Source organism: Phenylobacterium sp., from assembly GCF_031425575.1.
In the GTDB taxonomy this organism is placed as follows: Bacteria; Pseudomonadota; Alphaproteobacteria; order Caulobacterales; family Caulobacteraceae; genus Phenylobacterium.
The window spans coordinates 23,466-34,013 of record NZ_JANPJP010000192.1 but is presented as its reverse complement, the minus strand read 5'-3'; the positions used below and the strand labels follow the sequence as shown (position 1 = coordinate 34,013).

Here is a 10,548-nt window from a genome sequence, read left to right as displayed (position 1 = left end):
ACTGGCCCGCTCCAGGGCCACGGCCCCCTGGCGCAGCACGGCGGTCAGCAGGCCCTCCTGATCGGCGGGCAGGCGCGGGCCGCGCAGGCCGATCACCCCCACCTGACCGCCCACCCCCTGCAGGGGCCGCATCGCCCAGCTCCCATCCTCGGCGTCGAGACCGGAGTCCCACACCTGGCGGGCGGCGGCCAGGGTCGCCTCCGACAGGTCCGAGAGCCCCTCGGGCCCGGCCGCCAGCCGCATGGACCCATCCTGGGGCAGCATGACGATGGCCGCCCGGCCGGCCAGGGCGGCGGCCTGGTCGGCCAGAACCCGCGCGGCCTCGGTGGGCGTGGCGGCCGCCGACAGCCGCCGGCTGGCCTCGAACAGGGCTTCCAGGTTCCCGGCCCGCCGTGCGGCCCACCGGGCCTGATCGCGGGCGCGGCCGGCGAGCCATCCGGTGGACAGGGCCACGGCGAAGAAGACCAGGAAGGTGAGCAGGTCGGCGGGGCGCTCGATGGCCAGGGTCAGCCGGGGGCTGAGGAAGAAGAAGTTGTAGCTGAGCGCCGCCGCGCAGGCCGCCAGCAGGGCCGGGCCGAAACCGAGGGCCAGGGCGCTCAGCAGGACGCTGAGCAGGAACAGCATGGCGATGTCGGCGCTGTTGACCCGGCCGGCGGCCAGATGGCCCGCCAGGCCGGCGGCGGCCACCCCGGCCACGGCGGCGGCATGGCGCAGGACGAGGCCGGCCGGCGTGGCGCGCGCGGCGGGGGGATCAATCGGCATGGGGTCGGGCGGCCTGCACGCCCCAACCCTAGACCCGCGCGCAAAGCGTGGCCACGGGCAGGCCCAAGGCGAGCGCGGGCCTGCCCGGCGCCAAGGATTGCGCGCCCGTCGATTCCCCAATAGCAGAGCTTGCATGGCGCGCATCGAACTCCCCAGCATCGGGACCCCCGACACGATCCACGGCGGCCGCTCGGCCCGGGACGGCTATCAGCGGGGCTGGGGCCTGATGCACACCGACCTGGCGCAGAAGGTGGCCGCCGATCCGCTGTACCAGGCCGCCGCCGAGGCCAGCGGCGGCTGGTCGCTGATGGTCGAGGCCAAGCGGATGAACCTCTTCCTGATCCTCACCGACTTCTTCGAGAAGCTGGAGGGCAAGGACGTCATCGAGTTCGGCTCGTACCGGGGCGGAAATGCGCTGTTCATGGCCCATGTGCTGCAGGCCGTCGCCCCCAAGGCCAAAATCTATGCCTGCGACACCTATGCCGGCATGCCGGTGACCGACGCCGCGCGGGACCTGCACGGGGCCGGTGACTTCTCCGAGGCCTCCTTCGAGGCGCTGTCCAAGCGGCGCGACAAGCTGAAGCTTAAGAACCTGGTGGTGGTGAAGGGGCTGTTTGAGGACACCTTCCCGGGCATCGCCAGGAAGAAGCCCAGCTTCGGCCTGGCCCACATCGACTGCGATATCTATTCCGGCGTGAAGTACGCTCAGGACGCCGTCTGGCCGTTCGTGACCAAGGGCGGCTATGTCGTCTATGACGACGCCGACGCGCCGTCCTGCATCGGCGCGACCGAGGCGGTGGAGGAGCTGGTGATGGCGCGCCGCCTGCACTCCGAGCAGGTCTGGCCCCACTGGGTGTTCCGCGCGGGGCTGTAGGTCGGCGAGGTTCCAAGGTCAGCACCTCCTCTCCCGCCTGGGGGAGAGGAGAAGATCGCAGCTAGTTCCAGATCGCCGGCTTCCGCGCCGACCACGGCAGTTCCTTCTCCAGTTGGCCGGCGAGGCGGTAAAGGGTGGCCTCGTCGGCGAAGCGGGCGGTGAACATCATGCCGATGGGGAGACCCGCCTCCGACTGCCAGAGCGGCAGGGACAGCGACGGCTGGCCCGTGAAGTTGGCCGGCGGGGTGGTGGCGTAGGTGGCGCTCTGGCGCTTGTCGAATTCCTTGGGGTCCAGCGCCGGGTCCAGCCAGTCGACGCGGGGCGGCGGGGTGCTCATGGTCGGCTGCAGATAGACATCGAAGGCCTCGTACGCCGCCAGGATCTGGCGATTGAGGATGCGCAGCTGCTGGAAGCCCCAGAAGGCCTGCTGGCCGGTGATGCGCTTGCCCGCCTCATAGCCGCGCCGGGCGAGCGGTCCCAGCTCGTCCTCGCCGGGCTCGCGGCCCAGGCGTTCGACCCAGCGCAGGACATTGGCCGAGAAGTTCGAGGCGCTGGCCAGGGACTGGGCGCGGTAGAGGCTGCGGTAGTCGATGCCCAGGCCCTGTTCGAACACCTCGTGGCCGAGGTGCTTCAGGGCGTCCACCGTGCGGGCCATGGCGGCCACCATCTCGGGATCGATCTCGCGGCCGTTGGGGGTTTCCAGGGACCAGGCGATGCGCAGCTTGCCCGGCGCGCGGTCGACCTCGGCCAGGTAGGGGCCGTCCTTGGCCGGGGCCTGGAAGGGGTCTCCAACCTGGGCGTAGCCGGTGGCGTCCAGCATGGCGGCGCTGTCGCGCACCGTGCGGCTGACCACATGGTGGACCGAGAAGCCCAGCGCCCCGTCGGAGACCTCGCAGATGGGGGTGCGGTCGCGGGTGATCTTCATGCCCACCAGGCCGCAGCAGGCCGCCGGGATGCGGATGGAGCCCAGGCCGTCGCTGGCGTGGGCGAGCGGCACCATGCCGGCCGCGGTGGCCGAGGCCGCGCCGCCCGAGGACCCGCCGGAGATGTGGTCGGGGTTCCACGGGTTGCGGCAGGCGCCCAGCCGGTCGGAATTGGTGACGCCGGGAATGCCGAACTCCGGCGTGTTGGTCTTGCCCACCAGCACCACGCCCGCGGCGCGGTAGCGGGCGACGAGCTTGCTGTCGGCGTCGTCGGTGGGGACCTGGGCGAAGTTGCTGCCCGACGTGCGGGGCCAGCCCAGGACCTGGGCGCCGAGGTCCTTGATCAGGAAGGGCACGCCGCGGAAGGGGCCGTCGGGTAGATCGCCGGCGGCGGTGGCGCGGGCCTCGTCATAGGCCTTGTGCACCACGGCATTGAGGGTCGGGTTGTGGCGCTCGATGCGCGCGATGGCGGCCTCGGTGAGTTCGGCGGGCGAGACGTCGCCCTTGGCCACCAGGGCGGCGAGGCCCAGGCCGTCATAGTCGGCGTATTCCTTGAAGGCCATGGTCGCGCTCCCTGCTGCTGAGACAGCCTAGCGGGAATTCGCCCTGCATCCAGGGCTTCCAGTGATGAGCGCCTCAGCGATCGGGTCAGATTATGATCGAGGGCGCGCTCGGCGCAGGCGCAGGCGGCGCGGGCCGGGCTGCGGGTCTGCGAACCAGCCGGGCGACTCGCGCCAGGAGTTGCTGGTCCTGGAACGGCTTGGAGAGAAAGTCGGAGGCGCCCAGCTTCAAGGCCTCCTGGACGTCCGAGCTCTGGTTGCGCGCCGTCAGCACCAGGGTGGGGACGCCGATGCCCAGCGCCTTCATCCCCTTGAGCACCCCAAAGCCGTCCAGCCGAGGCATGTTGATGTCGAGGACCATCGCGGCTGGGCTGACCTCCTTGAGCCTGGCCAGGCCCTCGTAGCCGTCACGGGCGTTGAAGGTGTGGAAGCCCGCGAGGCTAAGCCGGGTGGTGATCAGCTCCAGCACCATGGGGTCGTCCTCCACTACCAGGATGCGGATCTGTTTTACATCATGCAACGTCGGCATCTGAGGCGCCCTCGTCGGAGACCGGGTCCCATTGGGTCCAGTGTGCGATCGCCTGGATCAAGCCGACGGCGTTCATGGGCTTGCGAACGACGTCGTCGAAGCCGTCTTCCTCGGCGTAGCGTTCCAGGTCGGAGTCGGCCGAGAAGGCCAGGACCGGGATCGACATGTTCGGGCCCGGCTCGGCGCGCAGCCGCTTCAGGGTCGCCGGGCCATCCATGATGGGCATGCGGATGTCGAGCAGGATGACGTCGTAGGGCAGGCTGAGGGCGGCCTGCAGGGCCTGCTCGCCGTCGCCGGCTTGGGTGACCTCGGCGCCGACGGTCTCCAGCACGGCGCGGGCCAGTTCGCGGTTCATGGGATTGTCGTCCACCACCAGCACCCGCACCCCGTCGAGGGTCAGGACCGGTTCGCCGGCCTCCGCCGCGGACGCCGGGGCCTTGGCCTCCGGCGCGGCGATGAAGAAGGCGAAGGTCGAGCCCCGGCCCGGCGCCCCGGTCACCCCGATCTCGCCGCCCATGGCCTCGGTGAGACCCTTGCAGATCGCCAGGCCGAGCCCCGTGCCGCCGTGACGACGGGTGGAGGAGGCGTCGACCTGGGCGAACCTCTGGAAGAGGCCTGCCTGCTGCTGCGGGGTCAGGCCGACGCCGCTGTCCTGCACGGCGACATGCAGGCGCTCCAGGCCAGTGTCGTAGCTCAGGCGCAGGCAGACGAGGCCCTCCTCGGTGAACTTGATCGCATTGCCCACCAGGTTGAGCAGGATCTGGCGAAGCCGATCGGGGTCGAGCGCCAGGAGCTCCGGCGTCCCGTCATCGGCCTGGAATTCCAGAGCCAGACCCTTGGCTTCGGCCTGGGGCGCAAACATCAGCAGGGCGTCGTGGGCGACCTGCACCGGTGAGACCGGCCGCGGCTTGATGTCGTACTGGCCGGCTTCGAGCTTGGAGAAGTCGAGCACGTCGTTGACGATCGACAGCAGGGCATGGCCCGCGCCGGCGACCCTTTCCACGTGGCCGCGGGCGATCTCGTCCAACCCTTGGCGGGCCGCCAGCAGGCCGGTGAAGCCAAGGATGGCGGTCAGGGGCGTCCGAATCTCGTGGCTCATATTCGCCAGGAACTCCGCCTTGGCCGCCGCGGCGGCCTCGGCGGCGACGGTCGCTGCGGCGAGCGCCGCCTCCTGGGCGACCTGGAGGGTGACGTCGCGGATCACGTCGAGGAACATCTGCTCCTCCAGCGGACGGTCGCCGTGCAGCAGGGAGGGGTTTGACTCCAGCCACACCCAACGTTCCTCGTGCTTGTGCCACACACGCCAGCGGACGGCTTCGCCCTGGCGCCCCATCGCGACGTTGGTGAAGACCCGCAGGACGTCAGCGGCGTCGTCTGGATGGGTGAGTTCCAGCGGGCGGAGGCCGATCAGTGCGCTGCTGTCGTAGCCCGTGATCGCCCGCGATGACGGCGCGGCGAAGGTGATGGCGCCTTCCAGATCGGTGGTGACGATCATGTCGGTGGCGTTCTCGGCCATCAGACGGAACTTGGCCTCCGCCTCGGCCAAGGCGGCGTAGGCGGCGCGACGCTCGGTGACATCGCGCATCTGGGACACCAGGGCGATGGGCGCGCCGTCGTCATCGCGCACCAGGGTGGTGTTGGCTTCCACCCACACATAGCCATCGCGGGTGCGCATGCGCAGGCTGCGATCGCGGGACGCCTCGACGGTTCCGCCGGCCGCGACCTCGCCTACCGTCGCCAGGACTCGTTTCAAGTCATCGGAGTGGATGAACTCGGCGCCGCGGCGGCCGATCAGGTCATCGGGCTCAAAGCCGTAGCGGCGGGCCGACGGCGAGATGTACTGAATGACATCGTTCATATCGACCTTGAGCACCACGTCGGTGGAGGCGTCGGCCAGCAGGCGGTAGCGATCCTCGGCCTCGCGCCGGGCGGTGAGGTCCTGAACCTGAGCGACGAAGTGCTTTGGCCGGCCATCGGTGTCGCAGACCTGCGAAACCGAGAGCCCGACCCAGACGGTCGCCCCATCCTTCCGGATATAGCGCTTGTTCATCCGGTAGCTAGGGATCTCCCCGGCCACTAAGCGCGCCAGGTGGCCAAGGTCGGCGTCCAGATCGTCGGGGTGGGTGATGGCCTGGAAGTCCAGGGCCAGTAATTCCGGTTCGCCATAGCCCACGATCTCGCAGAACGCCCGGTTGAGCTTCAGGAACGCGCCGTCGAGACCCACCAGGGCCATGCCGATCGGCGCGTGATGGAAGGCGTTCTCGAAGAGGTCACGCTGCGCATGTTCTTGCGCGCGCGCGTCGGCCTCCTTCTTGCGCGCGTCGGCCAGGACCGCCTCGGCATGCTTGCGGGCCGTGACGTCACGAAAGGCGTTGAGAATTTCGACGGGCCGACCAGAGTCGTCGCGTAGAATCTGAGGGTTGCCCTCAAGCCAGACCCAGGTCCCGTCTCCGGCTCGGTAGCGGTGAGCTCGATCACCCCCGCGGTCAATCTGCGCGCCCTTCAGCAGCTTGGCGGTGTTCGCCAGGTGCCGGTCCAGGTCATTGGGGTGCACCAGGGCCGTCGCCGAGCGGCCAACCAGTTGCTCGGGCTCGTAGCCTAGGGTGCGGCAGGCCGGCGATACGTAGGTGAGGAGGCCGTCAAGGCCGGTACGCACGATGATGTCGGTGCTGGCCTCCACCAGCAGGCGAAAGACGTCGGCGTCCGTCGCAGGCCGATTGATCTCGCCGCTCGCGTACATGGGGCCTCCCTGGCGGAGAGCAAACTCCAACATCTTCGCGAACGTGGTTCATCCGCCTTCGCAATTGGTAAATGGCTCGCGGCACGGCGAAGGAATTCGTGCGGCATACTAGCTATTTGCTTCCCACGGTTGCCGCTCGAAGCCATCCGGCCATCTAGGATGGGCGTCGGCGTCGGACCCCCGACATAGCGCGACGCGGGGGAGAGGATGGCGCCTTCCCGCGCGTCGAGCGTTACAATGGGATGCAGAGAACCAACCATTTCCTCGACACCCTTCCCCCCAAGGCTCGCGCCTTGATCGAACCCGACCTGGAGCGGGTCACCCTGAAGCGGGACGACACCCTGGCCGAGGTGGGCCGCACGGTGGAGATGGTGCTGCTGCCCGTCGACTCGATCATCTCGGTGATCGCGGTCATGGCGAACGGCGACCAGGTGGAGAGCCGCACCATTGGGCGCGAAAGCGGGTTTGGCCTGCTGCACGCCCTGGGCTCGCCCTACGCCTTCGAACGGGTGATCGTGCAGGTGGGCGGCGAGGCCTGGAAGATCCGCACCGAGACCCTGCGCCGCGGGGCGGCCGCCAGTCCGGTGCTGACCGACGCCATCATCCGCCATGCCCAGGCGACCATCGTCCAGACCGCCCAGACCAACGCCTGCAACACCCTGCACGCGACGCCGCTGCGGCTGGCGCGCTGGCTGCTCATGACCCAGGACCGGCTGGGCGGCGACGCCGTCGTTCCCCTGACCCAGGAGCACCTGGCGATCATGCTGGGGGTCCAGCGGACCACGGTGACGACCCTGGCGGCCTCTCTGCAGGCCGAGAAGATCATCCGCTACAGCCGCGGCAAGATTTGCATCCTGGACCGCGACGCCCTGACGCATCGCGCCTGCGAGTGCTACGAGACCGTCACCCTGGCGGTGGACCGCATCCTGGCCGACCGGGTGGAGCGCGCCGCCTGACCGACCGCCCTGGTCTCAGGGCAGAGTCCCGGCCACGGCCGGCGACAGGTGGGCGGCCACATCGATGGGGAAGAGCACCAAACCGACCTCGTCGGTTACCGTCATCTGCCAGCTGCGGGTCAGCCAGAATTCGTCCTCGCGCATCCGCAGCATCTGGCAGCTGATGCGCACGGCTTCGCGCCGCGCACTGGCCAGGTTGGGCAGGATCGTGCCGTCCTCGTCGTGGGTGACGTGGCCATCCTGGGTATGGAAATAGAACTTCGGCATTCCGGTCCGTCGGCGGCGCTGATGTTACGCGCGCCGCCGGCCGGCGCAGGGGACTAACGACAGACCGGGATGGGCGTTCCTGGCCTCAGGACCGGGAGGCTGTGACCCGCGGATCGAAGGCGATCACGTTGATCTGGCCGGGATTCATAAGCTGGGGCGTGGGGGGCTCGGTGGTTTCGTCCGGGCCGGGGCGCAGGGCCGCGCCGCTGGCGGCGCCGACACAGGTGGCGGACGCAAGGGCGGCGAGCCAAAGTCGAAGGGTGAGACGATGGGGCATGGCCGTTGGGGTGACAGGTTGGAGGCGCCTCTCTAACCGGTCCGAGCGCGGTCGGTTCCGCCCGCAAAGTCGGAGAGCCGCCAATTTTTGCGCCGAGTGGCGTGACCGTCACGATGTCAGGACAGATTGGCTGGGGAACTAGGACTCGAACCTAGAACGACGGTACCAAAAACCGCTGTGTTACCATTACACCATTCCCCAGCAGGAACGCCGCTGGGCCGAGGCCTGCGCGAGGGCGTGGAGATAGCGCAAGCGTTCCTGGGATGCAACGGCTTCAGGGTCGCTTGCGGCGCCCAATGCGCTCCTCTATAAGCGCCCTCCTCAAGTCGGAGTGTGGCTCAGTCTGGTAGAGCACCGCGTTCGGGACGCGGGGGTCGCAGGTTCGAATCCTGCCACTCCGACCATTCATTTCCCCGCTCACGCGGGGGGATTTTCCCGCGCAATCCGCCCCAGGACGTCCGCCGGTTCGGCGCGCCCAGAACGGGTGTGGCGATAGATTCAGGCGGGCTCGGTCGGCGGCAGGGGCAGCTAGCCCATCCAGGACCAAGGGTGACAGACAGGGCCGCGAGCTTACGCGGCGGCCTCGGGGAGAGAGCCGTCCCGGGCCGCGGACTCCAGTTCGCGCGCCTCCTCTGCCGCGCGCTTCAGAATTCCGAGCCCACGGCGCTCAAGGAACGCCTCGCCCTCATGCCCCCCGCCTCGCGCCAAGCCCTCTAGCAGGTACATGCTCAGGCGATCGAGGTTCGGGCCAACGGCAGGCGTCTGGTCCCCGTCCAGCGCCGACGAACACCTCACCGCCGCCAGGCGGGCGCGCAGGTCGGGATCAGTGCGGGCGCAGCATTCAAGCTCGGCCGTCGCCACGAAGGGCGTCTCTCGCAGTAGCGCCCAATAGGCTTCGATGGCCGAGCCGTGGGAATGCTCCGGCGCGCCGACCATCGCCGCCACCCGCTCGGCCCTCAGCCGGCGCAGGTGCAGGATCAAGGCCTCCGAGAGCTGGTCTCGGTCAGGAAAGTGATAGTTGATCGCGGTCCGGACCAGGCCGGCGGCCCGGGCGATGCGCTGATGGGTCGCGGCGTGATACCCCTCCTGCGCGACGATGAGCATGGCGGCGTCGAGAATCCGCCCCCGCGTCGCCTCGCCCTTGCAGCGCCGCTGGTCGGTCTTGGCCCAGGGCCTTGGCCTTGAGCGCATTGTCCTGCGCGATCGCGGCCGCTCCTGTTCCACCGACATTTCGTTCAGGCTCCGCGATGGGCGCCGAGGAATGCCGTCAGCGCCGAGTTGAAGGCGTCGTTCCGGTCGCCCGACACCATGTGACCCGCGCCGGCGACGTCGCTGAACGCGGTGTGAGGCGCGAGTGCCAGGAAGGCCGTGGCGGCGGCCTCACTGACCAGCTCGCTCATGCGCCCACGGATCAGGTGCATCGGCAGCGTGAGCCGGCTTATCTGGTCGTCCATGTCGCGCCGCCGCCCGCGCGCGTGCTCCTCCTGGGCGCTGGCGACGAAGCGGGGATCCCAATGCCAGCGGTAGCGTCCGTCCGGCCGCAGGCGCAGATTCTTGGTCAAGCCCGAAAGGTCGCGGGGGGCCGGGCGGTCGGGCAGGTAGGCGGCGATGGCCTCCGCCGCCGCTTCAGCGCTCTCGAACCCGTCCTTCAGGTGAGCCCCCATGAAGCCCATGATCTTGGCGACGCCCGAAGGGTCCATGTCCGGGGTGATGTCCACCAGGGTCAGGGAGGAGAAGCTCCCCGGGGCGACCGAGGCCTCGGCGTAGAGGCCCGCTAGACCGCCAAGGGATGCGCCCACGAGCGCCGGCCTGCCGCCCATCTGATCGGCGACACAGACCAGATCCTCGGCGAACCGTTCCAGCTGGTAGTCGCCCCGAGGCGACCATTGGCTGTCCCCGTGGCCGCGAAGATCCAGAGTGACGACGCGCCATCCTCGGGCGGCGAGGTCCTTCGCGGCTCCCGACCAGGAATGCCGCGTCTGTCCGCCGCCGTGGGCCAGTAGCACCTCGGGGCCATCGGGAGGACCCGAGGCGTCCGCGGCCAGGATCAGGCCGTCGGCGCTGGCGAACATTCGCCGCTCGGCGCGGTCCATCACCGGACCCCGCCGGACCTCATTGAGCCGCGAGCACGATGCTTGTCGGCAGCCCGGCGAACTCACCGCCTGCCCGTCGGTTGTGTCTCACGATCGCGCGGTAGCGGGTCATGGCCTTATCCGCCGAGGCTTGGCTGCACCATTCGATGTCGAAGGCGTTCAGTTCGTGATTGAAGAAGGCGTTGCGGCACACGCGGCCGGCGGCCAGGCGGACCTCGTGGCGAACGACGACCGCCGCCTTGCCACGAAGGCTGATCGCCTCCCTGGTGGGCGCCCGGGTCACGGTGACGCTGGACAATTCCTGGCCCTGCGCCTGGGCCGCGGGCGCGAAGCCGAGGGCGGCCGCGCTGGCGATCAGGCCGGTCGCCAAGGCGCCGAGCGTCCGGTGGCGGGTGAGAGTGGTGGGGAAGGTGGTGGCAGGCATCTTGGCCTCCATTGATGACCTCGCAAGCCTAGCCCCGGCGCCGGCGAGCCCCTTTGCCCGCCGTCAAAGCCCCCCTTGATGTCTGCTGGGGGGTGCGACACCCCCAGACCGCCGCACGCCGCCGCATGTCGCATCACCAGCAG

General features: G+C 69.5%; 11 protein-coding genes and 2 tRNA genes. 3 read left to right on the top strand and 10 right to left on the bottom strand.

All coding sequences use genetic code 11. The annotated features are described in order from the left end of the window. Positions 1-762, bottom strand: a 762-nt coding sequence (locus tag RMO97_RS11125; RefSeq protein ID WP_310541058.1) for a DUF4118 domain-containing protein, incomplete at its 3' end; no start/stop codon positions are given. A 133-nt stretch (positions 763-895) separates the two neighbouring features. Between RMO97_RS11125 and RMO97_RS11120 the strand changes: the two genes are divergently transcribed. Next, positions 896-1,636 (top strand): TylF/MycF/NovP-related O-methyltransferase, encoded by a 741-nt coding sequence (locus RMO97_RS11120; RefSeq protein ID WP_310541056.1) that lies wholly within the window; start codon positions 896-898, stop codon positions 1,634-1,636. Between the two features lie 61 nt (positions 1,637-1,697). Here the strand turns inward: RMO97_RS11120 and RMO97_RS11115 are convergent, their stop codons facing one another. The 3 genes from RMO97_RS11115 to RMO97_RS11105 form a co-directional block, all read right to left on the bottom strand. Continuing rightward, positions 1,698-3,122: an amidase family protein gene (locus RMO97_RS11115; protein WP_310541053.1), complete on the bottom strand. Its 1,425-nt coding sequence runs from the start codon at positions 3,120-3,122 to the stop codon at positions 1,698-1,700. A gap of 85 nt (positions 3,123-3,207) precedes the next feature. Next, on the bottom strand, positions 3,208-3,648 hold the full coding sequence (locus RMO97_RS11110) for a response regulator (RefSeq protein ID WP_310541051.1): 441 nt from the start codon (positions 3,646-3,648) through the stop codon (positions 3,208-3,210). Further along, on the bottom strand, positions 3,632-6,388 hold the full coding sequence (locus RMO97_RS11105; protein ID WP_310541048.1) for a PAS domain S-box protein: 2,757 nt from the start codon (positions 6,386-6,388) through the stop codon (positions 3,632-3,634). Before RMO97_RS11105 ends, RMO97_RS11110 begins: the two co-directional genes overlap by 17 nt. Positions 6,389-6,630: 242 nt before the next feature. Here RMO97_RS11105 and RMO97_RS11100 point away from each other — a divergent pair, with 242 nt between their 5' ends. Then, positions 6,631-7,344: a Crp/Fnr family transcriptional regulator gene (locus RMO97_RS11100; RefSeq protein ID WP_310541046.1), complete on the top strand. Its 714-nt coding sequence runs from the start codon at positions 6,631-6,633 to the stop codon at positions 7,342-7,344. A 15-nt stretch (positions 7,345-7,359) separates the two neighbouring features. Here RMO97_RS11100 and RMO97_RS11095 read toward each other — a convergent pair whose 3' ends face one another. The 3 genes from RMO97_RS11095 to RMO97_RS11085 form a co-directional block, all read right to left on the bottom strand. Then, the gene (locus RMO97_RS11095; protein ID WP_310541044.1) at positions 7,360-7,611 is read right to left on the bottom strand and encodes a DUF6894 family protein; all 252 of its coding nucleotides are present in this window, start codon (positions 7,609-7,611) and stop codon (positions 7,360-7,362) included. A gap of 85 nt (positions 7,612-7,696) precedes the next feature. Next, on the bottom strand, positions 7,697-7,888 hold the full coding sequence (locus RMO97_RS11090) for a hypothetical protein (RefSeq protein ID WP_310541042.1): 192 nt from the start codon (positions 7,886-7,888) through the stop codon (positions 7,697-7,699). Between the two features lie 127 nt (positions 7,889-8,015). Continuing rightward, positions 8,016-8,089, bottom strand: a tRNA-Gln gene (locus RMO97_RS11085). A gap of 126 nt (positions 8,090-8,215) precedes the next feature. Between RMO97_RS11085 and RMO97_RS11080 the strand changes: the two genes are divergently transcribed. Continuing rightward, a tRNA-Pro gene (locus tag RMO97_RS11080) sits at positions 8,216-8,292 on the top strand. A gap of 166 nt (positions 8,293-8,458) precedes the next feature. Here the strand turns inward: RMO97_RS11080 and RMO97_RS11075 are convergent. The 3 genes from RMO97_RS11075 to RMO97_RS11065 are packed head-to-tail and all read right to left on the bottom strand — an operon-like array spanning position 8,459 to position 10,405. After that, complete coding sequence (locus tag RMO97_RS11075) at positions 8,459-9,118, bottom strand: helix-turn-helix domain-containing protein (protein WP_310541040.1); 660 nt, start codon at positions 9,116-9,118, stop codon at positions 8,459-8,461. A 5-nt stretch (positions 9,119-9,123) separates the two neighbouring features. Continuing rightward, positions 9,124-9,981, bottom strand: coding sequence for an alpha/beta hydrolase (locus RMO97_RS11070; protein WP_310541038.1), 858 nt, complete (start codon positions 9,979-9,981; stop codon positions 9,124-9,126). 19 nt (positions 9,982-10,000) lie between these two features. Then, positions 10,001-10,405 (bottom strand): hypothetical protein, encoded by a 405-nt coding sequence (locus RMO97_RS11065; RefSeq protein WP_310541036.1) that lies wholly within the window; start codon positions 10,403-10,405, stop codon positions 10,001-10,003. Positions 10,406-10,548 lie beyond the last annotated feature (143 nt).

Bases quoted from the DNA above. Each gene is read 5' to 3' on its own strand.
- RMO97_RS11120 (WP_310541056.1), top strand. From the start codon at position 896: ATGGCGCGCATCGAACTCCCCAGCATCGGGACCCCCGACACGATCCAC.
- RMO97_RS11115 (WP_310541053.1), bottom strand. From the start codon at position 3,122: ATGGCCTTCAAGGAATACGCCGACTATGACGGCCTGGGCCTCGCCGCC.
- RMO97_RS11110 (WP_310541051.1), bottom strand. From the start codon at position 3,648: ATGCCGACGTTGCATGATGTAAAACAGATCCGCATCCTGGTAGTGGAG.
- RMO97_RS11105 (WP_310541048.1), bottom strand. From the start codon at position 6,388: ATGTACGCGAGCGGCGAGATCAATCGGCCTGCGACGGACGCCGACGTC.
- RMO97_RS11100 (WP_310541046.1), top strand. From the start codon at position 6,631: ATGCAGAGAACCAACCATTTCCTCGACACCCTTCCCCCCAAGGCTCGC.
- RMO97_RS11095 (WP_310541044.1), bottom strand. From the start codon at position 7,611: ATGCCGAAGTTCTATTTCCATACCCAGGATGGCCACGTCACCCACGAC.
- RMO97_RS11090 (WP_310541042.1), bottom strand. From the start codon at position 7,888: ATGCCCCATCGTCTCACCCTTCGACTTTGGCTCGCCGCCCTTGCGTCC.
- RMO97_RS11075 (WP_310541040.1), bottom strand. From the start codon at position 9,118: ATGTCGGTGGAACAGGAGCGGCCGCGATCGCGCAGGACAATGCGCTCA.
- RMO97_RS11070 (WP_310541038.1), bottom strand. From the start codon at position 9,981: ATGGACCGCGCCGAGCGGCGAATGTTCGCCAGCGCCGACGGCCTGATC.
- RMO97_RS11065 (WP_310541036.1), bottom strand. From the start codon at position 10,405: ATGCCTGCCACCACCTTCCCCACCACTCTCACCCGCCACCGGACGCTC.